This window comes from Enterobacter cloacae complex sp. 677-3DZ2D5B (assembly GCF_004136695.1).
GTDB classification, from domain to species: Bacteria; Pseudomonadota; Gammaproteobacteria; order Enterobacterales; family Enterobacteriaceae; genus Enterobacter; species Enterobacter hormaechei_C.
Genome location: NZ_QFLS01000009.1, coordinates 110,290 through 132,110 on the forward strand (window position 1 = coordinate 110,290; position 21,821 = coordinate 132,110).

The 21,821-nt window shown below is 50.3% G+C and carries 21 protein-coding genes and 2 pseudogenes; 6 read left to right on the forward strand and 17 right to left on the reverse strand.

All coding sequences use genetic code 11. The annotated features are described in order from the left end of the window. Positions 1 to 93: 93 nt before the first annotated feature. From DD597_RS13955 to DD597_RS13975, 5 genes and pseudogenes are all read right to left on the reverse strand, one after another. Positions 94 to 2,325: pseudogene (locus DD597_RS13955) on the reverse strand (replication endonuclease). 1 nt (position 2,326) lies between these two features. After that, positions 2,327 to 2,590 (reverse strand): DUF5405 family protein, encoded by a 264-nt coding sequence (locus DD597_RS13960; protein ID WP_029883439.1) that lies wholly within the window; start codon positions 2,588 to 2,590, stop codon positions 2,327 to 2,329. Positions 2,591 to 2,612: 22 nt separating this feature from the next. After that, complete coding sequence (locus DD597_RS13965; RefSeq protein WP_050736840.1) at positions 2,613 to 2,831, reverse strand: DUF2732 family protein; 219 nt, start codon at positions 2,829 to 2,831, stop codon at positions 2,613 to 2,615. 66 nt (positions 2,832 to 2,897) lie between these two features. Beyond that, on the reverse strand, positions 2,898 to 3,398 hold the full coding sequence (locus DD597_RS13970) for a replication protein B (RefSeq protein WP_129256314.1): 501 nt from the start codon (positions 3,396 to 3,398) through the stop codon (positions 2,898 to 2,900). A gap of 166 nt (positions 3,399 to 3,564) precedes the next feature. Further along, complete coding sequence (locus DD597_RS13975) at positions 3,565 to 3,840, reverse strand: regulatory phage cox family protein (RefSeq protein ID WP_129256315.1); 276 nt, start codon at positions 3,838 to 3,840, stop codon at positions 3,565 to 3,567. Between the two features lie 135 nt (positions 3,841 to 3,975). Here DD597_RS13975 and DD597_RS13980 point away from each other — a divergent pair, with 135 nt between their 5' ends. Further along, positions 3,976 to 4,272 carry a helix-turn-helix transcriptional regulator gene (locus tag DD597_RS13980; protein ID WP_032658822.1) on the forward strand — a complete coding sequence of 99 codons (297 nt, stop codon included), beginning with the start codon at positions 3,976 to 3,978 and terminating at the stop codon, positions 4,270 to 4,272. A 96-nt stretch (positions 4,273 to 4,368) separates the two neighbouring features. Further along, a complete protein-coding gene (locus DD597_RS13985; protein ID WP_129256316.1) occupies positions 4,369 to 5,379 on the forward strand; it encodes a tyrosine-type recombinase/integrase in 1,011 nt (336 codons plus the stop codon). Positions 5,380 to 5,489: 110 nt separating this feature from the next. On the opposite strand, the gene leuE is transcribed toward DD597_RS13985, so the two are convergent. The 4 genes from leuE to DD597_RS14000 form a co-directional block, all read right to left on the reverse strand. Beyond that, the gene (gene leuE, locus DD597_RS13990; RefSeq protein ID WP_006810877.1) at positions 5,490 to 6,125 is read right to left on the reverse strand and encodes a leucine efflux protein LeuE; all 636 of its coding nucleotides are present in this window, start codon (positions 6,123 to 6,125) and stop codon (positions 5,490 to 5,492) included. Positions 6,126 to 6,192: 67 nt separating this feature from the next. Further along, entirely contained in the window at positions 6,193 to 6,603 is a 411-nt protein-coding gene (locus tag DD597_RS13995) for an Exc2 family lipoprotein (protein ID WP_045336469.1), read from the reverse strand. Between the two features lie 11 nt (positions 6,604 to 6,614). Next, a complete protein-coding gene (locus DD597_RS25335) occupies positions 6,615 to 6,743 on the reverse strand; it encodes a KPN_01571 family protein (RefSeq protein ID WP_210911827.1) in 129 nt (42 codons plus the stop codon). 118 nt (positions 6,744 to 6,861) lie between these two features. After that, on the reverse strand, positions 6,862 to 7,035 hold the full coding sequence (locus DD597_RS14000; RefSeq protein WP_017384232.1) for a YciY family protein: 174 nt from the start codon (positions 7,033 to 7,035) through the stop codon (positions 6,862 to 6,864). A gap of 143 nt (positions 7,036 to 7,178) precedes the next feature. Here DD597_RS14000 and cls point away from each other — a divergent pair, with 143 nt between their 5' ends. After that, on the forward strand, positions 7,179 to 8,639 hold the full coding sequence (cls, locus tag DD597_RS14005) for a cardiolipin synthase (protein ID WP_003856750.1): 1,461 nt from the start codon (positions 7,179 to 7,181) through the stop codon (positions 8,637 to 8,639). Between the two features lie 33 nt (positions 8,640 to 8,672). Continuing rightward, entirely contained in the window at positions 8,673 to 9,002 is a 330-nt protein-coding gene (locus tag DD597_RS14010; RefSeq protein ID WP_003856748.1) for an HI1450 family dsDNA-mimic protein, read from the forward strand. A gap of 31 nt (positions 9,003 to 9,033) precedes the next feature. On the opposite strand, the pseudogene DD597_RS14015 reads toward DD597_RS14010, so the two are convergent. The 7 genes and pseudogenes from DD597_RS14015 to DD597_RS14050 all read right to left on the reverse strand — a co-directional run bounded on the left by DD597_RS14015 (position 9,034) and on the right by DD597_RS14050 (position 16,913). Then, positions 9,034 to 9,901 (reverse strand): annotated as a pseudogene (locus tag DD597_RS14015) (ion transporter). Positions 9,902 to 9,915: 14 nt separating this feature from the next. Continuing rightward, on the reverse strand, positions 9,916 to 10,920 hold the full coding sequence (gene oppF / locus DD597_RS14020) for a murein tripeptide/oligopeptide ABC transporter ATP-binding protein OppF (RefSeq protein WP_003856743.1): 1,005 nt from the start codon (positions 10,918 to 10,920) through the stop codon (positions 9,916 to 9,918). Continuing rightward, a complete protein-coding gene (locus DD597_RS14025) occupies positions 10,917 to 11,930 on the reverse strand; it encodes an ABC transporter ATP-binding protein (RefSeq protein ID WP_129256317.1) in 1,014 nt (337 codons plus the stop codon). Before DD597_RS14025 ends, oppF begins: the two co-directional genes overlap by 4 nt. Before the next feature lie 11 nt (positions 11,931 to 11,941). After that, positions 11,942 to 12,850, reverse strand: a complete 909-nt coding sequence (gene oppC / locus DD597_RS14030) for an oligopeptide ABC transporter permease OppC (protein ID WP_129256318.1) — start codon at positions 12,848 to 12,850, stop codon at positions 11,942 to 11,944. 12 nt (positions 12,851 to 12,862) lie between these two features. Beyond that, complete coding sequence (oppB, locus tag DD597_RS14035; RefSeq protein WP_003856738.1) at positions 12,863 to 13,783, reverse strand: oligopeptide ABC transporter permease OppB; 921 nt, start codon at positions 13,781 to 13,783, stop codon at positions 12,863 to 12,865. A gap of 82 nt (positions 13,784 to 13,865) precedes the next feature. Continuing rightward, positions 13,866 to 15,497: an oligopeptide ABC transporter substrate-binding protein OppA gene (gene oppA, locus DD597_RS14040; protein ID WP_003856736.1), complete on the reverse strand. Its 1,632-nt coding sequence runs from the start codon at positions 15,495 to 15,497 to the stop codon at positions 13,866 to 13,868. Positions 15,498 to 16,265: 768 nt separating this feature from the next. Next, positions 16,266 to 16,913 carry a YchE family NAAT transporter gene (locus DD597_RS14050; RefSeq protein WP_017384236.1) on the reverse strand — a complete coding sequence of 216 codons (648 nt, stop codon included), beginning with the start codon at positions 16,911 to 16,913 and terminating at the stop codon, positions 16,266 to 16,268. A gap of 480 nt (positions 16,914 to 17,393) precedes the next feature. Between DD597_RS14050 and adhE the strand changes: the two genes are divergently transcribed. Next, positions 17,394 to 20,075 carry a bifunctional acetaldehyde-CoA/alcohol dehydrogenase gene (gene adhE / locus DD597_RS14055; RefSeq protein WP_003856730.1) on the forward strand — a complete coding sequence of 894 codons (2,682 nt, stop codon included), beginning with the start codon at positions 17,394 to 17,396 and terminating at the stop codon, positions 20,073 to 20,075. A gap of 69 nt (positions 20,076 to 20,144) precedes the next feature. Here adhE and tdk read toward each other — a convergent pair whose 3' ends face one another. After that, on the reverse strand, positions 20,145 to 20,759 hold the full coding sequence (gene tdk, locus DD597_RS14060) for a thymidine kinase (protein WP_129256392.1): 615 nt from the start codon (positions 20,757 to 20,759) through the stop codon (positions 20,145 to 20,147). A 550-nt stretch (positions 20,760 to 21,309) separates the two neighbouring features. Between tdk and hns the strand changes: the two genes are divergently transcribed. After that, a complete protein-coding gene (gene hns, locus DD597_RS14065) occupies positions 21,310 to 21,723 on the forward strand; it encodes a histone-like nucleoid-structuring protein H-NS (RefSeq protein ID WP_003856724.1) in 414 nt (137 codons plus the stop codon). The last annotated feature ends 98 nt before the right edge of the window (positions 21,724 to 21,821 follow it).

The window sequence follows — 21,821 nt, forward strand, 5'->3', positions numbered from 1 at the left end:
TGTGGAATGCCAGCATTCATTGGTGCTGGCATTAATATAATCCAAATACTTGAATGCGATCATGCTTGCATATCGCATACCTTGATTCAAATACTACGCGGCTTTAGAAACCCGTCCAATCGTAAGCAAACTTGTGCTCAGAAATCTTGTTACCATAGATACTCGTTCCAGAACGTCAAGCTCCCAGAACTGTAGTACAATACCTCTTTGCGCAGGTTCGAAGCGAATATTTGCACTGAAGGTGCTATTTGATGCCGCCTTAATGGCTCATCGACGGCTTTGCTGTGCCGTATCATGTTTTAGTGCTTCCCTGAGCACTGTCACAACTTCCGGATCATCCCGTGCAGTAACCCCGTCATCAACAAGTTTTAGCACCACTGCGACATGCTCACACGGTGTAGTCGTCATAACTGGATCATCACCACTGATAAGCTTTCCACAGTTATTGACAGGACTCCGAGGCGCGGCAATGCCGCTTTTTAAAGTCAAAGGCTCAACGGCCAAAAGCTTTGGAACAATGCGCCATTCGGCTGTCCGGGTAACACGTAGCAACTCATAGCCCAAGTGCGGGGCGTAGATGCCCACAACTCTCTCTATATCCTCTTCGTAGGCGTTGACCTCATCAGTCACGTTACGAGCCACACGGACGGTCTGGCTATTGCGTGGAACATTCGCCCCACCCTGCGCTGCGATATACCGGTCAAATTCACCTTCATCAGCTGCAGCTCTGGCCGCCTCGACACGCTCATCAAATTCATCAGCAATACTTACCCCGCGAGGCAGTTTGCGCAGTTCGCGGTATGCGCCCATCGTCGGCAGGCCAATTGATTTGAATTGCGGGATACGCCATGTTGACGCCCATGCGGTTACAGCTGCTGCGGTATCGGTTAGAGGCTTGCCGGTGTCGTGATCGACCTGACCATCGAGCGCGTAACCATCGATATTCTTCGCGATGTATTTTGCAATGTAACCGGCTGCGCCACCTTGATTGAGGTGCTTCGCTTCAAAGCGCTGTGCTACAGCGCCTTTTTCATCGCCATCTTCTTTTAATGCATAACGGCGCATGATTTCGGTGATGTGTTTGCGTTGCTCTGGTTTGCAAAAAAGCATCATATGCCAGTGCGGAGTCCCGTCATGATGCGGCTCAACAACACGCATCCCGTAGACCTGCAGACCGTTATCTTTAAAAGCTGTACGCATCAGGCTCCAGATGCGGCACAAATACCGCTGTCCATCCTTGGGCGTAAAGGCGGTTTCATTCCATCCGTGGTTAAGCTGCACCGTCTTTTTGTCGCCCTTTCCAACCTGACGTGTCGGATGATACTTCGACGGAGTGGTGATAGTGATAAACATCCCGACGTCACCCTGACCGGCCGCATAGCGTTCAATCCCTGCGATAGTATTCATCAGTTCCATACGACGGATTTCGGGGTTTGAAATACTTCCCATAACTTTGCTGATGAGATCGATGCGCTCACCGGTGACTTTGTTTTCCAAGTCACACGACTTCAAGTATTCGAAATTAGCCTGACGGCGAGAATGTACATCACGGATCGCCGTTTTGCTGGCGTATGGGGAGCGGTCTTTATTCACCTCACCGGCGGCAATCAGCAAAGCCTCGTGCCAGCGCATACGCTGCGCCTTAAACTGGCTAATCCACCATTCATCGTTAATCAGACGAGCGATAGCGGAAAATGCCTGGCGGATCGTGATTTGCCCTTTGCGGTATTTCTTCCAGAACATTGGGGTGATGTTGAATGCACGAGCTGCACCGGCAACGTGACCATATAAGTGCGCCTGCGCTTCATCGGTGAAAAGGGTTTCTTTACCGCCATGAGCATCTGCCCATGCATCGCTAAGTTCCTCATAAGCAACATAGAGCTGCGAAGCAATACGAGCAGCAAATTTTTTGAGCGCTTTGTCACTCATACCCGCTAATCGTGAATAGCTTTCGCGCTCGCTCAGAAAGAGAAGCGATGCAGTCTCGTTCATTCCATTTAACTGATTAACCCGCTCAAGACGCGGCCCCACCCTTTGCTCAACGGTGTTCTTGAGGAAATAGAAACCATGAAGTGGGCTTTTAGTACGACGGATGAAGTCATACCGCGAGTTAAACAACGTTTTTAAGACATATGGCAGGCGATTAACTTTACCTAAAACACCTTGCACCTGACGGTATTCGCCACGTGTAAGGGGTCTGTCGCGGCCTATAGCCTCTTTGTTGACGTTATTCCAGGGATAAGCACCAACGAATGAATCACTGGTGCCCTTCAAAAATGGTGGTGGTGGCGAGGGGGCAACACGCCCCCGAGGTTCGTTGGACATATTATTTAAAAGCGTCCAGACATTGCTTCCCCATGCGTTCAATCCGAGCTTCCAAAGCTGAGAAGCCGGTAAGATCGCTGGTCAAAAGATCATGCAAAACCAAGCCTGAGATAAGCTTAGGGATAGTTGGGTAGTAACCCACAACGTCCAACCATTCCTTACCTTCATTCTTCCCGGATGTAGCGGTCTTTTTTTCCTGCAAAATGAATTGATAGCGGTCACTGGTGATGACGTATTGGTTATTAATCTCGATGCGTATGCTCATTTTTGCTTCCTGTTAACAGTGGTTAACCAGCTCTACCGAAAATTGAGTTGTGTAACTTTTCCGACTCCTGGCCTAATAACTCGATAATCTCGGTGCGATTAAGTTCTGACTTACTGATGTATGCGATAAGCCCATCAAACTGAGAAGAGTAACGGGTCGCCAAGTCGCGCTGTGCCTCGCTTACTGCCTGTGCAAGATGTGCCGAATACATCCCCCGCTGCGCTGTATTTTGTTTTTGCATTTGCCTATCTCCAGACAAAACGAGTCCCCACGCTGTAAGGCGCGTAATAAAACGAATCCAGATTAATTAATGTAAATACTGCTCAGGTTTTACCGAGGTTAAAATAGTTGGTGCGTACTCAAAAAGGCTGAACAGCTCTCGTAGAGCGCGGAAAAGTTTGTCACGCCAGTAACAGTCCTCTTCATTCAAATGCCAGTGCGGCATCATAAACTCCTGCTCTGTCAGTCCCGCATGAAGATACAGTGAGCGCCTTTGACTAACGGTTAGGCGACTGATGAAAATTGCTTTTGACTCGCCAAATTGTCGGCGCCGGGCAAATGCAGTTCTCAATTCATCAAGCGCACAAACAAGACGCTCACGATCGGCTTCGGTCATTTCCTCTAAGCGCATGACAGAGTGACGCTGTTTTAATTGTGCGTGGAAACAAACCGTAAGACGCTCCCGCTCCATCATCTGATTGTAAAAATCGCAAGTGTCCTGCCAGCGAGGCTGAGCCAGATACTTGCAGACCAGACCGCGAAGTGCTGTTGGTTGTTTCTGGATCACATCAAGTGTCATTACCGTCATAACCACAGTCCTCTCTTTTTGACCAAGCGACGAAGCTTCTCGATAACACCCGTCCTACGGGTTCGGATGATGATGCCCTTGCGTCCGCGACCGTGAGTGATAGTGAAGTTAATCGGATTAGGGCTTTCTCTTCGAAGCAACTGTGCAATACAGCGAGGTTCACTATTCATACTGGCTCCCCTAATCCGAGCCACATCAGCCAACCATCACGAATTTCCTTCGGGCGGCTGTCATATGCCATCTTCATCCCCTTGTTCCAGGCAGGCAGATAAACCCAATATTCCCCTGCGCGCCCACTCGTTGACTGCGGATCAGTCATCTCGGCTACAGGAAGCTTCCCCTTTTCAATCATGCCTTTAACGGCTGCAGGTGTTTTACCAATAAGGCGCGCGAATTCCTGGTATGGAACGGCGTCGCTCACACTATCAATGACCCTATTCATTTGTGAGTATTCCTCGTTAGTGTTTTAATTGCTCCTAATGGCTATTAATTGCCATATTGGAGCCATTAGTTTGCGATAACGAATTGAAGATTACTCCGTTATCGTTTTTCTATCAATAGTGGAGTGTTAATTACGATGATACCCGTAAATGAAAAGCTAGCGATCATGCGTGAGTCAGAACGTATGAATAGGAAAGAATTCAGTGACTTAACAGGCGTTCCATACAGCTCTCTTTCGAGTTACGAGAAGGGTGTAAAAGATATGGGCATACAGGCGGTGATGAAGATTTTGAATCATCCTCAGTTCAAAAAATACACTATGTGGTTCATGACAGAGACGATATCACCTGAAGCTGGGCAGATTGCACCGGCTCTCGCGCACTTTGGGCAGCAGACAACAACGTCATCCCACTCAGACCAGAAAACTGGCTAACTATTTATGGCGCTTATTTGTGCAGTAAATGCACAGTGAGTTTTTGCTATTTAAATCAGGAAATTGAAGTACGCAGTAACATCATCGGGAGGCTTTATGTCTGTTAAAAAGCTCGATGATGGTCGATATGAAGTGGACATTAGACCGACCGGGCGTAACGGAAAACGCATCCGTCGGAAGTTCGACAAGAAAAGCGAGGCGATGGCTTTTGAAAAGCATACTCAATATAACCATCACTCAAAGGAATGGCTTTCAAAACCAACGGACAAACGCCAATTGTCGGAACTGAAAGAGTTATGGTGGAAGCTGAAAGGTAAACATGAGGAGCACGGTCAATCGTATCTCAGGAAAATTGAGCGTTTCGAAACGATGACCGGAAACCCGTGCGCTTTCCAGATTACCAAGAGCCTGATAACGCAATATTGTGCTCAACGGCGGGGTGAAGGTATTAAGCCAACAACCATCAACCGCGACCTGATCACACTGGGTGGGATGTTCACTACCCTGATTGAGTCAGAGCTCTATAACGGTGAACATCCATTCAGGGGATTCAAAAAACTGAAAGAGCAGACAGCCGAAACGGGCTATCTCACTCTGGAGGAAATTGACGCCTTACTAGCTGCGCTCACAGGTGATAATCGTAAAATTGCGGTTTTATGTTTGAGCACCGGGGCAAGATGGGGAGAAGCGGCACGGTTAAAGGCGGAGAACGTGATTCATAACCGGGTGTCTTTCGTTAAGACGAAAACCAACACACCGCGCACGGTCCCGATCTCTGATGACGTTGCGGCTTACGTAGTCGGCAAAACACGAGGCTTTCTGTTTCCTGAGGCCAGTTATGCTGACTTTAGGCGAACCCTCAAAAAGGTTAAGCCCGATTTACCGGCCGGACAAGCAACACATGCGCTACGACACTCTTTCGCCACGCACTTTATGATTAACGGGGGCAACATCATTACACTTCAGAGGATCTTAGGTCATACGAAAATTGCGCAAACGATGGTCTATGCGCACTTCGCTCCTCAGTACCTGCAGGACGCGATTTCGCTTAACCCGTTGAAGGGTGCAAATGGTGGTCAGAGTGTCCACAATGTGTCCACACCCTAGCCGCTTTTTATGGCTTTTGACTGCTAGTAGTAAAACGTGAAGCCTTGTCTGGCGCGGCTTTCCAGCTACGCCAGACATTAAAAAGGCTCCCTCAGGAGCCTTTTCTTTATTCAGTGCAGCGACGCCAGCCTCGCCGCAAATCCGACAAACAGCAGGCCTATCAGCCCGTTCCCCAGCTTCGCCAGTTTCTTTTTGGTTTTCAGGTAACGCGTGACAAACGCGCCTGAGAAAATCAGGAAGCTCATGTACATGAAGCTGATCAGCTCAAGCGTTGTGGCGAGGATCAGGAACGACGTGCCGGTATTCTTCGCATTGACATCAATGAACTGCACGAAGAACGACACGTAAAAGAGAATCGCTTTCGGGTTCGTCAGGCTCAGCACCAGCGAACGCTTAAGGATTGCGCTTGCCGGTTCGGCGCTACTTTCGTGCGCATTTTTTTGACGCGTCATAACGGACCAGAGCATTTTCCCGCCCAGCCACAGCAGATAAAACGCGCCCAGATAGCGGACAATATTAAATAATACCGGAGTGGTCTGAATCAACGCGGCGACGCCCGCCCAGGCCAGAAACATCAGCACGGCATCACCAATAAACACACCGGTGGCTGCCAGATAGCCTTTCTTAACGCCGTGGCCAATCCCTGTTTTCAGCACAAACAAGGTGTTCGGTCCTGGAACCAGCACGATAAAAAATGCGCCGACAACATAGGTCCAGAAATTCAGTACACCAAACTCCGCAAACACGTCTCACTCCTTTCGCTCAAAAACAGCGGGGATACCGGTAATTACGGTATCCCCTGAATCAGTTGCGCTATTGTACGCCGTTATAGCCATCAAGATAAGTCGCGGCCAGTTCGTTGCCAAATAATATGGCGTCTTTACTGTCCATGTCCGATGACCATTTATCCTTCGTGTTGCCTGCGAACAATTCCTGCGACTTCGCATTTTCTTTTAGCTGATCGCGAATGCTTTGTGCGTATTCACTGGCTTCAACCTGAGTCCGCCCTTCCGCGCGGTCAGCTTTGCCGCGGGCATAAAGCTCGCGGAACTGCGCCACGTTCAGCTGATAATTTTTCTGCACGCTGGAGGTGTAATTGCCGCCAGTAAAGCTGGACTGATGCGACACGAAATAAAACGCGTGCCGTTCGGGTGAGGTTTTGCTGCTGGCACAACCGCTTAATATCGCAATCCCAAAGAGTGCTGCCATTACTTTTCCGTTCATCCTTTGTTCCTTTAATAAAGCCAATGTATTCCGCATGCGAAAACATAATCTGCCAATGAGGAAAATGACGAAAGTCCTAAATCTTCCCTGAGCGCATCCAGCGCCAAAAGTACAATAAAAATCCAGAGATAAGGATTCATCTTTTAATATCATGACGTTAAGGGGACTCAGTATATCGCGGAAAGCAGATGGGAAGAGACTGCAAAAATTGATAGTCTGGATGTTTAATGGGCACCTTTACGGTGCCCTTCATGCTTTTCAGATGTCCTGGACCGCGAACAACAGCGCGTTACGGTGTCTGTTCAGGCCACATTTTCTGATGGCGTGGATACGCATATTGCGGCGGGATTGTGCTTCCAGCCAACGAGCCTTACGACGACTCACCTGTCGCAACATGCGCCAGCGCCCAACTTCAGTTCTACTGCGCTTCATGTCTACAACTCTTTCTCTAACAGAGATGCCATTATATGCCTAAGCAGACGGCAAACCAGCGCTTTTATCTGCCGTTTTTATTTGCCAGATGAATCTTGATGCGTAAACTCATAACAATACGCTTTCAAAAGGATTTTTTATTTATGACAACCTTCTACACCGTGGTGAGTTGGCTGGTCATTTTAGGATACTGGCTGTTAATTGCCGGGGTGACGTTGCGCATTCTGATGAAACGCAGAGCGGTACCTTCCGCCATGGCCTGGCTTCTGATTATCTATATTCTGCCGCTGGTGGGCATCATCGCCTATCTCTCTTTCGGTGAACTTCATCTGGGTAAACGCCGCGCCGAACGCGCCCGCGCCATGTGGCCCTCCACGGCGAAATGGCTTGCCGACCTTAAAGCCTGCAAGCATATCTTCGCTGAAGAGAACAGCAGCGTGGCCGCATCTCTGTTCAAGCTGTGCGAACGCCGCCAGGGGATTGCTGGGGTAAAAGGTAATCAACTGCAACTGATGACCTCTTCCGATGATGTGATGCAGGCGCTGATCCGTGATATCCAGCTCGCACGGCATAATATCGAGATGGTGTTTTATATCTGGCAGCCGGGCGGCATGGCGGACCAGGTCGCCGAATCGCTAATGGCCGCTGCACGTCGCGGTATCCACTGCCGCCTGATGCTGGACTCCGCCGGCAGCGTGGCCTTTTTCCGTAGCCCGTGGGCAGGCATGATGCGCAACGCCGGTATCGAGGTGGTCGAGGCGCTGAAAGTGAATCTTTTCCGCGTCTTTCTGCGCCGCATGGATCTCCGCCAGCACCGGAAAATGGTTCTGATCGATAACTATATCGCCTACACCGGCAGCATGAACATGGTTGACCCCCGCTTCTTCAAGCAGGATTCCGGCGTGGGGCAATGGATCGATCTGATGGCGCGGATGGAGGGACCGATCGCGACCTCAATGGGTATCGTCTACTCCTGCGACTGGGAAATTGAAACCGGTAAACGCATACTTCCCCCACCCCCGGATGGCAATATCATGCCGTTTGAGGAAGCCAGCGGGCACACTATCCACACTATTGCATCCGGTCCTGGCTTCCCGGAAGATCTGATCCATCAGGCACTGCTGACCGCCGCCTACTCCGCGCGGGAATATCTGATCATGACCACGCCCTATTTCGTTCCCAGCGACGACCTTCTGCATGCCATCTGTACAGCGGCACAGCGCGGAGTGGATGTGAGCATTATTATGCCGCGCAAGAACGATTCGCTGCTGGTGGGATGGGCAAGCCGCGCGTTCTTTAGTGAGCTGCTGGCCGCAGGCGTTAAAATTTATCAGTTCGAAGGCGGGCTGTTACATACCAAGAGCGTGCTGGTGGACGGAGAGCTGAGCCTGGTGGGCACCGTTAACCTCGATATGCGCAGTCTATGGCTGAATTTTGAAATTACGCTGGTCATTGATGACGCCGGGTTCGGTGGCGATCTGGCAGCGGTTCAGGACGATTATATCTCCCGCTCACGCCTGCTGGACGCCAGACTGTGGGCGAAACGTCCGCTGTGGCAGCGAATTGCCGAACGACTGTTTTACTTCTTTAGCCCGTTGCTGTAAAACGTGCCCAACGATGTTTAACAGGTAGTCATCATGGAAATGGATCTGAACAATCGCCTGACCGAAGACGAAACGCTCGAACAGGCCTACGATATTTTTCTCGAGCTGGCGGTCGATAATCTCGACCCTGCTGACGTCATTCTTTTCAACCTGCAATTTGAAGAGCGTGGCGGTGCTGAGCTGTTCGATCCGGCTGAAGACTGGGCCGAACACGTCGATTTTGACCTCAACCCGGACTTCTTCGCAGAGGTGGTGATTGGCCTGGCAGATGAAGACGGCGGAGAAATTAACGACATCTTTGCCCGCGTCCTGCTGTGCCGCGAGAAAGATCACAAACTGTGCCATATTCTCTGGCGCGAATAATAAAAAAGGCTGCCCGCGCAGCCTTTTTTATTTAATCCGGTAAGGCATTTCCACAGCGGTGACAAAACCGCGCGCCGGGTTCATGATTCCCCTGCTGACAATTCGGACATTTGCGTTGCTGCTTGCTGTTCTGGAAGGCGCTGCTCATATGGGTGGTAATTAGCCCCGTTGGTATCGCTATAACTGAATAGCCGATCAGGATAAGAACCGATGCCACAATACGTCCGAGCGGCGTATGCGGGGTAATATCGCCATAGCCCACGGTGGTCACCGTGACGATAGCCCAGTAAACAGACGCATTAAGCGTGGTAAACCCGTATTTTGGCCCTTCGATTAAATACATCAGGGAGCCAAAAACGATCATCACGATAGCAATAAACGAATAGAAGAGAATCAGCTGGTGGCGGGCGCTAACAATGGCGACCCAAAAAACCCGCAGCGACGGCATAAAGCGCAGCAGTTTGAGAATTCGTAACACGCGAATCGCCCGCATTGCGCGCCAGGCAAACACATAATTCAGACTGATCTCAGGCCACAGCCACATGACATACAGCGGCAGGATGGTGGCTAAATCAATAAATCCCCAGAAGCTGAAAACGTATTTCGCCGGATTTGGCCAGCTAATGACCCTCAGCACATATTCCGCGGTAAACACCAGCGTGACAATCAATTCCAGCCAGACGAAAACGTGCCACTCCTCATACGTCATATGGTACTGCGTTCCGGCGCCGGATTCGATAAAGATAATAATGACGCTAATCAGGGCAAATAAACCACACAGGCCTTCGAAACGGCGACCGGAAACCGTCTCAGGATCAAATAAAAGGTGATACAGCCGCTGACGGGCCGACGTGAATAATCGCGACACATTAACCTCGAAAAATAAGGGCTGACATCATGTCAGCCCTTGCGATTATAACGGGTCTACTTTCAGGCAGGAAACCGCATGTCGGAAACTGCCCTCCAGAACCGGCCGTGTTTTTGCACATTCCGGCCCGGCTATTGGGCATCGCGTACGGAATACGCAGCCTGAAGGCGGGTTGATTGGCGAAGGCAGTTCACCTTCCAGAAGCTGAATGGTTTTATTTTTTTCCAGATCGGGATCCGGAACGGGAACCGCAGACATCAGCGCTTTGGTATAAGGGTGCAGCGGATTGTGGTACACCTCATCATACGTACCCAGCTCCACGGCGTGGCCCAGATACATGACCAGCACACGGTCCGAAATGTGTTTTACCACCGCCAGATCGTGGGCGATGAAGATCAGCGACAGCCCCATTTCCCGTTGCAGTTTCTGTAGCAGGTTAACCACCTGGGCCTGGATGGAGACGTCCAGCGCCGAAACCGGCTCATCACAGATAATCAGTTTTGGTTCAAGGATCAACGCGCGTGCGATACCGATACGTTGGCACTGACCGCCGGAAAACTCGTGTGGGTAGCGGTTAATGAGGTTAGGCAACAGACCCACCTTGAGCATCATCGCTTTCACCCGATCGCGAACTTCCTGGCGCGGCATCTTCGGATGATAGGTGCGCAGCGGCTCGGCAATGATTTCGCCAATGGTCATACGCGGGTTCAGGGACGCCAGCGGATCCTGGAAAATCATCTGGATGTCGCTGCGCACGTCGCGCCATTCATCCGGCTTCATCCCCAGCAGATCTTTGCCAAGCCAGGCCACTTTCCCGTCGGTGGCTTTCACCAGGCCGATGATCGCACGCGCAAATGTCGATTTGCCGCAGCCAGATTCACCCACCACGCCCAGGGTCTCCCCTTCGTACAGGCGTAGCGTGACGCCATCCACCGCTTTCAGGGTTTTGGCAGGCTGCCAGAACCACTGTTTACCGTCTTTGATATCGAAATGGACCTTCAGGTCAGCGATTTCGAGCAGCACATTTCTTTTTTCGTCGATTGCGTTCATACCAGCTCCTCCAGCGGCTTAAAGCAGGCGCGCAGACGGCCTGGGACAAACGCTTCCAGCGGCGGTGCGCTGTTACAGATTTCCATCGCATGCAGACAACGCGGCTGGAACGGACAGCCTTTTGGCAGACGCAGCAGGTTTGGCGGGTTACCCGGGATAGTCAGCAGCGACTCCCCTTCCGCATCAAGGCGCGGTACGGCATTCAGCAACCCGATAGAGTACGGATGGGCTGGCTGGTAGAACACATCGCGGGCATTACCGTATTCCATCGTGCGGCCTGCATACATGACTAACACTTTGTCGCAGATCCCGGCAACGACGCCTAAATCGTGGGTGATCATGATGATGGCGGTGTTGAACTCGCGCTTCAGCTCGTTCAGCAACGTCATGATCTGCGCCTGGACGGTTACGTCCAGAGCGGTGGTCGGTTCATCAGCGATCAGCAGTTTTGGCCGACAAAGCAATGCCATCGCGATCATGACGCGCTGGCGCATACCGCCGGAGAATTCGTGCGGATACATGCGCATGCGCTTACGTGCCTCAGGCATTTTCACCGCATCCAGCATTTTGACGGACTCTTCAAACGCTTCGGCTTTACCCAGCCCTTTGTGGAGCATCAGCACTTCCATCAGCTGTTCGCCCACACGCATATAGGGGTTCAGGGACGTCATCGGATCCTGGAAAATCATTGAAATCTGCTCGGCGCGCAGCTTATTCAGCTCATGTTCCGGCAAATTCAGGATCTCTTTTCCGTTAAACGTCGCCGAACCACCGATCACGCCGTTTGATGCCAGCAGGCCCATCAGCGCGAATGCGGTCTGGGATTTACCGGAACCGGATTCGCCCACAATGCCCAGCGTTTCACCGGCACGCAGGTCGAAGTTGAGATCGTTAACGGCAGTAACATCACCGTCGGGGGTTTTAAACGTCACGCGGAGGTCTTTAACGTCCAGCAGTGCGCTGGTCCGCTGTTGCGCCTGTGGCGCGGTTGCCGTTTCAATAATAGTCATGACGGCGCTCCTTAACGGTCTTTCGGGTCGAGGGCATCACGCAGGCCATCGCCGATAAAGTTGAAACAGAACAGGGTGACGACCAGGAAGCCCGCCGGATACAGGAGTAACCACGGTGACACTTCCATGGAGTTTGCGCCATCACTTAACAGAGCGCCCCAGCTACTCAGCGGCTCTTGCGTACCTAATCCCAGGAAGCTCAGGAAAGATTCAAACAGGATCATACTTGGCACCAACAGGGAGGCGTATACCACCACCACGCCCAGCACGTTAGGAACGATATGACGCACCACAATATTGGCGGTAGAAACACCACCAACCTGTGCGGCTTCGATAAACTCCTTACGTTTGAGGCTCAGCGTCTGGCCGCGCACAATACGCGCCATATCCAGCCAGGACACCATCCCGATCGCCACGAAGATCAGCAGGATATTTTGACCAAAGAAGGTCACCAGCAGAATGACGAAGAACATGAACGGGAAGGAGTTCAGGATTTCTAGCAGACGCATCATCACGGAGTCCACTTTCCCGCCGAGGTATCCGGAAAGCGAACCGTAAAGCGTGCCGACGATCACCGCCACCAGCGCCGCCGCGATGCCAACCATCAGGGAGATACGGCCGCCAATCGCCACTCGCACCAGCAAATCACGCCCGGAAGAGTCGGTACCGAAATAGTGCCCGGATTCCATTTCCGGCGCGCTGGACATCATGCCCCAGTCCGTATCGAAATAGGTGAACTGAGAGAGCATTGGCGCCAGGGTGACAAACAGCGCAATAAGCACCAGCACGACCAGGCTGGCAACGGCGGCACGGTTATGCATAAAACGACGGCGGGCGTCCTGCCAAAGGCTACGACCTTCAACCTCCAGCTTTTCACTGAAGTTTTCCAGCGCCTCGCTGTTTTTCTTACTCAACATCATGGCGTGCTCCAGTTAGTAACGGATTTTCGGGTCGATAACGGCATACAGCACATCGACAACGGCATTAAACAGAATGGTCAGCGCGCCCACGAGGATCGTCAGGCTCAGCACCAGCGAATAGTCACGGTTAAGCGCCCCGTTAACAAACAGCTGCCCGATGCCCGGCAGGCCATAAATGGTTTCAATCACCATTGAACCGGTGATAATGCCGACGAAAGCAGGCCCCATATAGGAGAGTACCGGTAACAGTGCAGGCTTGAGGGCATGACGGAAAATAATCCGGCGCATCGGCAGCCCTTTCGCACGGGCGGTACGGATGAAGTTCGAATGCAGGACTTCAATCATTGAACCGCGGGTAATACGGGCGATACTGGCGATGTAGGCCAGAGATAATGCCACCATCGGCAATATCATGAACTTCAGCGCCCCGCCGTTCCAGCCGCCTCCGGGAAGCCATTTCAGGGTTATGGCGAATATCATGACCAGCAACGGCGCAACAACGAAGCTGGGGATAACCACCCCGGTCATTGCGACCCCCATTACGGCGTAATCCCATCGGGTATTTTGTTTTAGCGCAGCGATAACGCCCGCAGTGACACCGAGAACAACGGCCAGGATAAATGCAGCAGCTCCTAATTTAGCCGATACCGGGAAACTGGACGCCACCAGGTCGTTAACGGAATAGTCTTTATATTTAAATGACGGACCAAAATCACCGTGTGCAAGTTGCTTCAGATAGTTGAAGTACTGCGTGGTGATAGGATCGTTTAAATGGTATTTCGCTTCGATGTTGGCCATAACCTCTGGCGGAAGCGTGCGTTCACCGGTAAAAGGACTGCCCGGTGCAAGACGCATCATGAAGAAGGAAATTGTAATTAGAATAAATAACGTTGGAATCGCTTCAAGACAGCGACGCAGGATAAATTTCAACATTGCCCGTACCTTCTGGCGTGTGCCTGATGAATGTTACAAAATAGACACAGTGGGGCAAGCTCGCTCGCCCCACGTATTGCCATTAATGCTTGATAATATAAAGATTCTTAACGGAAATATTATCCAACGGGTCTTTACCGGTATAACCCCCTACCCATGGTTTCACCAGGCGGGCGTTAACGTAGTAGTAAACCGGAACGATCGCAGAGTCTTTATCGAGCTGTTGTTCTGATTTGGCGTACAGATCGGCGCGCTGGGCGTCATCTGCCACCTTCAGGGTTTCGCCAATAAGCTTATCAAACGCCGGGCTCTTATAGTGTGCGGTGTTGTTCGAACTGTCGCTCAGCATGGTGTTCAGGAATGAGGTCGGTTCGTTATAGTCCGCACACCATCCTGCACGTGCCACGTCAAAGGTTCCCTGGTGGCGCGTATCGAGGAAGGTCTTCCATTCCTGGTTTTCCAGCTTCACATTCACGCCGAGGTTTTTCTTCCAGATAGACGCGACGGCAATAGCCAGTTTTTTATGCAGATCAGAGGTGTTGTACAGCAGGCTAAAGGTCAGCGGCTTGTCGGCGGTATAGCCAGCTTCAGCCAGCAGTTTTTTCGCTTCTTCGTTACGTTTTTCCTGGGACCATTTGAACCATTCAGGTTCAACCAGCTTCATACCGTCGGTGTAAGGCGGGGTGTAGCTGTAAGCCGGCAGGTCGCCCTGATTCTTCACTTTATTCACGATAATGTCGCGATCCAGAGCCAGCTTCAGTGCGGTACGAACACGTACGTCGGTGAACGGTGCTTTCTGGTTGTTAATTTCGTAATAGTAGGTGCACAGATACGGATCGACGTGAACTTCTTTCGGGATCTCTTTTTTCAGCTTCTGGAACAGTTCAATCGGCATGTTGTTATAGGTCATGTCGATTTCACCACTGCGGTAGCGGTTTACGTCCGTCACTTCAGAAGAGATTGGCAGGTAGGTGACCTGATTGATAACGGTCTTCGCATTATCCCAATACTGCGGGTTGCGCTCCAGCACCATACGTTCGTTAACGACCCAGTCCTTCAGCTTATATGCACCGTTGGTCACGATATTCGCAGGCTGCGTCCATTTTTCACCAAATTTTTCTACCGCGGATTTTGGTACCGGGGAGACGGACGGGTGAACCAGCAGCTTATAGAAGTACGGAACAGGTTCGCTCAACGTCACTTCAAAGGTATTGGCATCGATGGCTTTTACGCCCAGGTCGGTTACTGGCTTTTTACCCGTGATGATGTCATCGATATTGGCAATATGGCCATACTGGAGGTAACTCGCATACGGGGAGGCGGTATTTGGATCCGCCAGACGCTGCCAGCTATAGACGAAATCTTCGGCGGTAACCGGCGTACCGTCGGACCATTTGGCATCTTTACGCAGATGGAAGGTCCAGACTTTAAAATCTTTGTTGTCCCATTTTTCCGCCACGCCCGGAGCCGGGTGGCCGTCTACGTCAGTCACCAGCAGACCTTCAAACAGATCGCGGTTAACGTTAGACTCTGGAACACCTTCAATTTTGTGCGGATCAAGAGACTGCACTTCCGCACCGTTATTACGTACCAGCGTTTGCTTCTCAGCCAGCTGAACACCAGCAGGAACGTCCGCAGCCATTGCAGCGTTGCCCGCGATTAGCGCAGTTAAAATCCCCGCCGCTACCAGACTTTTTTTTGTGATGATGGACATTGTGTTGATACTCCACTCATTATAATGACTGGCCTTCGCCAGTTGTGTAATCCCCTGTTGGGGCCTGTACAGCGCAGGAGTTTTTTTTGCTACTGTCAGGTTCTTTTTTACTTCTTGCTATCACCGACTTCATTATTACTGACCGCTCGAACGGCGGTCTTGCGTCGATTCTTTACACCTTTCCCCTGTCAGAGAGATGCGTTGGATATCTTACGTGAGGGCTATATGAAAATAGTTCTCATTAACTTGTTTAATGCTGCAAAATATAAGGCCGGAAAGTACCAAATGGTGCCAACTCTCGCCAATACATTTTGCAAATTTGTTAAGCATTTCTCTTTTACGATGGCTGGCATAACTAAGGCGCTAACCCTGACTTACGCCGAAATCAACAAAAAGAGATATAATTCATACAGATAAGAAATTTTGTTGCTACAAACGCGACGACATGGATTAGTTGAACGACTTTTCACGATAATTTAACAATTGATTATTATTTAGCACATTCGTCTGAGTCAGCATCGAAATTACTAATATCATTTCGGTTATCTGTCAGCAAGCCCCAGAGTATCATGTGAGTAAAATAACAGAGGGTTTGAGGGATTTATGCGCGGCAAGGGGAAATGAAAATAAACAACCTCTTGAAAAACAACAAAAGAGAGTTATTAGTAGAACTTATTATGGCTGGCGCCTATTTCAACTTTATTTATATGATTTGCAGATAATCACGTAAAAAAACGGAGCCGCTGGCTCCGCTCTTTCAAATGAAAGTCAGTGTACTAACCCGGGGAAAATACTTTTTATACCGGTAACGATAAATTCGATGCCCAACGCCATTAACAACAGACCCATGATACGGGTAATCACGTTGATGCCCGTTTGTCCCAGCAAGCGAACCAGCCATGGCGCCATACGAAATACGCCCCAGCAGCACAGCGCGAACAGCGCAATGGCGACGGAAAAGCCAATCAGGTGCATCAGGCTGTGGTAGCGCGTACCCCAGACAATGGTGGAACTGATCGCCCCCGGGCCCGCCATCAGCGGCAGTGCCAGTGGCACAACCCCAATGCTCTCGCGGATAGCTGTCTCTGATTTTTCCTGTTTGTTCTGTTTATCCTCCCCCAGCTTGCCGCTGATCATCGACATGGCAATCGTCACCACCAGGATCCCGCCTGCTATACGGAACGAATCAATCGAGATGCCGAAGACCTGAAGAATGGCGTCCCCGAGATAAAGAGACGTAAGTAGGATGATCGCCACCGACAGGTTTGCCGTCAGGTTGGTTTTATTTCGTGCCGCAGCCGTCTGATAGCTGGTCATACTGATGAAGACAGGGATGATCCCTACCGGGTTAACCAGAGCAAACAAGCCGATAAAAAACTTGAAATATGTAGGGAAATCAAAGAGCGTTTGAATCACATTAAGCTCCGCAATTGAGCATGTCCAGGGAGAAACTGCGTGTCATGATAAATCCGCGCTGAAGATACGCTTTTTAGCCGCACACTTCACCAGAAATCTGTTCTTAAACGTTATCAATTCATGATGTTAAACATTTGTGTAATCAATGATATTGCCGCTTCCAATAGTTACTTAATTATTTAACAGTAGAATAATTAGCACAAAATAACCCTGCTGAAAGGTATCAGCTTAGGACAAAATTGATCTTGATCATAATTTTCGTACTCAGAAGTGAGTAATCTTGGTTACGCCGCCAGGGAGATCACCTATCAAAAAGGTATGATGCTAAGGTAAGGCTCTTTTAGTAAATTAGTGAGCTGGAGCAGTGAGTAATCCTTTGTTTTACTGTGTGTTACGCAAGTGGGATCGGCTCTGACTATACTGTCAGACGTATCGAGCGCTGGTTTACTAAAAGAGTTTAAACATTATCAGGAGAGCATTATGGCTGTTACCAATATCGCTGAACTGAACGCCCTCGTCGAGCGCGTAAAAAAAGCCCAGCGTGAATATGCCAATTTCACCCAAGAACAGGTTGATAAAATCTTCCGCGCGGCCGCTCTGGCTGCTGCTGATGCTCGAATCCCTCTCGCTAAAATGGCCGTTGCCGAATCCGGCATGGGTATCGTTGAAGATAAAGTGATCAAAAACCACTTTGCTTCAGAGTATATCTACAACGCCTATAAAGATGAGAAAACCTGCGGTGTGCTGTCAGAAGACGATACTTTCGGCACCATCACCATCGCAGAACCGATCGGCATCATTTGCGGTATCGTTCCAACCACTAACCCAACCTCTACCGCCATCTTCAAATCTCTCATCAGTCTGAAGACTCGTAACGCAATCATTTTCTCTCCGCATCCACGTGCGAAGGACGCCACCAACAAAGCAGCAGATATCGTGCTTCAGGCAGCCATTGCTGCGGGTGCGCCAAAAGATCTCATCGGCTGGATCGACCAACCTTCTGTTGAACTGTCCAACGCTCTGATGCATCACCCGGACATTAACCTGATTCTGGCGACCGGTGGTCCTGGTATGGTTAAAGCAGCATACAGCTCCGGTAAACCAGCCATCGGCGTAGGCGCAGGTAATACCCCTGTTGTGATCGACGAAACGGCAGATATCAAGCGTGCTGTTGCTTCTGTGCTGATGTCTAAAACCTTCGATAACGGCGTTATCTGTGCATCTGAACAGTCTGTTGTCGTGGTTGATTCGGTATACGACGCCGTTCGTGAACGTTTCGCCAGCCACGGCGGCTACCTGTTGCAAGGTAAAGAACTGAAAGCCGTTCAGGACGTGATCCTGAAAAATGGCGCGCTGAACGCAGCTATCGTAGGTCAGCCAGCGTATAAAATTGCTGAACTCGCTGGCTTTAGCGTCCCTGCTACCACCAAGATTCTGATTGGTGAAGTGAAAGTCGTTGATGAAAGTGAGCCGTTTGCTCACGAGAAACTCTCCCCAACGCTGGCAATGTACCGTGCGAAAGATTTTGATGACGCGGTAGAAAAAGCAGAGAAACTGGTGGCAATGGGCGGTATCGGCCACACCTCTTGCCTGTACACCGATCAGGATAACCAGCCTGAGCGTGTTGCTTACTTCGGTCAGAAGATGAAGACGGCACGTATCCTGATCAACACCCCTGCTTCTCAGGGTGGTATCGGTGATCTGTACAACTTCAAACTCGCACCTTCCCTGACTCTGGGTTGTGGTTCCTGGGGTGGTAACTCCATCTCTGAAAACGTTGGTCCAAAACACCTGATCAACAAGAAAACCGTTGCTAAGCGAGCTGAAAACATGTTGTGGCACAAACTTCCGAAATCTATCTACTTCCGCCGCGGCTCTCTGCCAATCGCGCTGGATGAAGTGATTACTGATGGCCACAAACGTGCGCTCATCGTGACTGACCGTTTCCTGTTCAACAATGGCTATGCAGACCAGATCACCTCTGTTCTGAAAGCGGCTGGCGTCGAAACTGAAGTCTTCTTTGAAGTTGAAGCTGACCCAACCCTGAGCGTTGTACGTAAAGGCGCTGAACTGGCGAACTCCTTCAAACCTGATGTGATCATCGCACTGGGTGGCGGTTCCCCAATGGACGCTGCGAAAATTATGTGGGTGATGTACGAGCATCCGGAAACTCACTTCGAAGAACTGGCGCTGCGCTTTATGGATATCCGTAAACGTATCTACAAGTTCCCGAAAATGGGCGTGAAAGCGAAAATGATCGCCGTCACCACCACTTCCGGTACTGGTTCAGAAGTGACGCCATTTGCCGTTGTGACTGATGACGCAACCGGTCAGAAATACCCGCTGGCTGACTACGCACTGACGCCAGATATGGCTATCGTTGACGCCAACCTGGTCATGGAAATGCCGAAATCACTGTGTGCGTTCGGTGGTCTGGATGCGGTCACTCACGCTCTGGAAGCTTACGTGTCCGTACTGGCTTCTGAGTTCTCTGACGGTCAGGCGTTGCAGGCGCTGAAACTGCTGAAAGAAAACCTGCCAGCTTCTTACAACGAAGGTTCGAAAAACCCTGTTGCGCGTGAACGTGTACACAGTGCGGCCACCATCGCGGGCATTGCGTTTGCTAACGCCTTCCTGGGTGTCTGTCACTCCATGGCGCACAAGCTAGGTTCACAGTTCCACATTCCTCACGGTCTGGCGAACGCCCTGTTGATCAGCAACGTTATCCGCTATAACGCCAACGACAACCCAACCAAGCAGACTGCATTCAGCCAGTATGACCGTCCACAGGCGCGCCGTCGTTATGCTGAAATCGCCGATCACCTGGGTCTGAGCGCACCGGGCGACCGTACTGCCGCGAAGATCGAAAAACTGCTGGCATGGCTGGAAAGTCTGAAGGCGGAACTGGGTATTCCTAAATCTATCCGCGAAGCAGGCGTTCAGGAAGCTGACTTCCTCGCTCACGTAGATAAGCTGTCTGAAGATGCATTCGATGACCAGTGTACTGGTGCTAACCCGCGCTACCCACTGATTTCCGAACTGAAACAGATCCTGCTGGATACTTATTACGGTCGTAACTTCACTGAAAGCGATGTCGCAGCCGTAAAAGTTGAAATCCCCGCAGTCGTAAAGGCTGACAAGAAAGCGAAGAAAAACGCTTAGTTGACAGTGTGATAAAAAACCCGCCAGCGGCGGGTTTTTTTATATCTGAGGATCGGTAAAACATTCTTGTTATTTTCGATTCTCGCCCTGTAACGCCGTCAGCGAGCCTACAGCCAGCGCCTCTTTATAATGCTTGCGGCAGACCGAGACATAACGTTCATTGCCTCCTATCACCACCTGCTCGCCATCAGCATAGGGTTTACCCGACTGGTCCAGGCGAAGAACCATACTTGCCTTGCGGCCACAAAAGCAGATTGTTTTCAGCTCAACCAGCTTATCCGACCAGGCGAGCAGATACTGGCTGCCGGCAAATAACTCCCCACGAAAATCGGTACGTAATCCATAGCAAAGAACGGGAATATCCAGCTCATCAACGACCTCTGAAAGCGCATGGACCTGCTCACGGGTCAGGAACTGGCTTTCATCTACCAGCACGCAATGGACAGGCTTAGAGGCATGCTCGGCACGAATGTCCTCCAGCAGGTCCGTTTCAGGGTTAAACAGCCTTGCAGGCGATGAAAGCCCTATTCTTGAGCTTACCTTCCCTGCCCCAAAGCGATCGTCGATTTCGGCGGTATAAACAACGGTACGCATCCCCCGCTCCTGATAATTGTATGAGGATTGCAGTAACGCCGTCGATTTCCCTGCATTCATTGCCGAATAGTAGAAATAAAGTTGTGCCATTGGCCGAAGAACCCTAATCAATGTGAAATATTCCCGATGGATCATTGTACCATATTTTGTACCGTCATCAGCGGCGAGCAGCACACTCCAGCCTGCCATGCACCCGTAAATCCTTCGCGAGTAGCGCAAAATAATGCGTTAAAACAGGCAGTAAAGGCATTAAACACTGACAATAAGGTGAGACCGCAACCAGAGATAACACTTCTTTTTATAGTGTCTTCTTCGTTCATTAAAATTCACTATTTATTAACTATTCCTGGCTTCGCTGCGTTTACACGGGGTAATACAAAAGGCTGATATTTATCAACCGCAACTATAATTCCTGAGGTAAAAGTCACAAAACAAACATGCAAATGACGCGCTTTTGCCGTTTGAAACGATATCTCGCAGCCCCAACAAACAATGAAATTTAAGTTAGCGTAATTAATAATAGCGTCGTTTATTTTGTATTTTTTGAATTCCTTACATTCCCACCTATTGCACAAGTGAAATTAAGGCTCTATTATTAGGACAACAAACCCACCCCCATTATAAGTTTGAGATTACTACAATGAGCGAAGCACTTAAAATTCTGAACAACATCCGTACTCTTCGTGCGCAGGCAAGAGAATGTACCCTTGAGACGCTTGAAGAAATGCTCGAAAAATTAGAAGTTGTAGTTAACGAACGTCGTGAAGAAGAAAGCGCAGCTGCGGCTGAAATCGAAGAACGTACACGTAAACTGCAACAGTATCGCGAAATGCTGATTGCCGATGGTATCGATCCAAACGAATTGCTGAACAGCATGGCTGCGGCTAAAACCGGTACCAAAGCAAAACGCGCGGCACGTCCTGCTAAATATAGCTACATCGATGAGAACGGCGAAGAGAAAACCTGGACCGGCCAGGGCCGTACTCCTGCTGTAATCAAGAAAGCAATGGACGAACAAGGTAAACAACTGGATGACTTCCTGATCAAGGATTAATCTGGAAAGATTCTGAAAAATCCCGCTTAATGCGGGATTTTTTATGCCTGTAATATCCGCCCGAACATCTCCTTACATTCTGTCATATTGTGAGGCTC